The organism is Rhodocytophaga aerolata, assembly GCF_030503435.1.
GTDB classification, from domain to species: Bacteria; Bacteroidota; Bacteroidia; order Cytophagales; family 172606-1; genus Rhodocytophaga; species Rhodocytophaga aerolata.
This window is the reverse complement of sequence record NZ_JAUKPO010000179.1, coordinates 1-811: the sequence shown is the minus strand read 5'-3', so window position 1 is coordinate 811 and position 811 is coordinate 1. Positions and strand designations below refer to the sequence as shown.

Annotated in this window: 1 pseudogene; it reads right to left on the bottom strand. The window is 52.3% G+C overall.

Annotated elements, in window-relative coordinates:
• A pseudogene (locus Q0590_RS37425) lies at positions 1 to 811 on the bottom strand (malectin domain-containing carbohydrate-binding protein); the annotation flags it as partial.

Here is an 811-nt window from a genome sequence, read left to right as displayed (position 1 = left end):
ACATCAGTGGTTCTTTCCACATCAAAGGTGCGGAAGTTGAAACCTTCGAAAGCTAAGTTGTCAAACTTGAGGTAGCCATTGCGGTTGAAGCTGACCCCAACCTCTTTGCGGCTGGCCTTCACCCGGTAGGAAGAAGGCGAGTTAGAACCAAAATACACCCGCAGTTTTTTGGTGGATTTGTTGTAGTACCATTCGCCAAAGCTGTCTAGAGTTGAGGGGTGGTTCTGAATAAAGTAGCCATAGCCTTTGGAGGCGGTGTAGGAAGAGGCCGTGCTGTAGTTGATGGTTGAGCCTGAGTGGCTGGTTACTTTGTTGCGGTCGATGATCCATCGGTTTTTGCGGATGACTACTTCTGCCCCGTTCCAGTTGGGATAGGAGCTTAGCTGATTGTCGGTAATGGAGCTGGAGCCATAGGCATTGTCGATGGTCAGATAGCCTTTGTTGGCCGCTGTGCTGTTGGGGTAACGGCCCATAGCATAGGCTGTTTCATTAAGGGTGACCATGTTGAGGGTAGCTGTTTCGGAGCTGAAAGCCGCTTCCCACACCCCGTTGCCGATATTGGTCCAGCTGCCCACTGAGCCAAAGCCGCTGATGACGGGCCGGTTGCCTGAGCCATAGGCTGAGAAGGTGATGGGATTGCCGGCATAGCCGGATTTGGTGGCAATGATGGTTCCCTCGAAGGTATCCCCGCGTTTAAACAAGACTACATCTCCTGCATTAAGAGAGGAAAAGAAGGCATTGAGTTTAGCGAGGCTGCGCCAGGGAGTAGAGGGATTTTGCGCTTGCGAGCTGCTGTAGGAGTCGTTGCCCT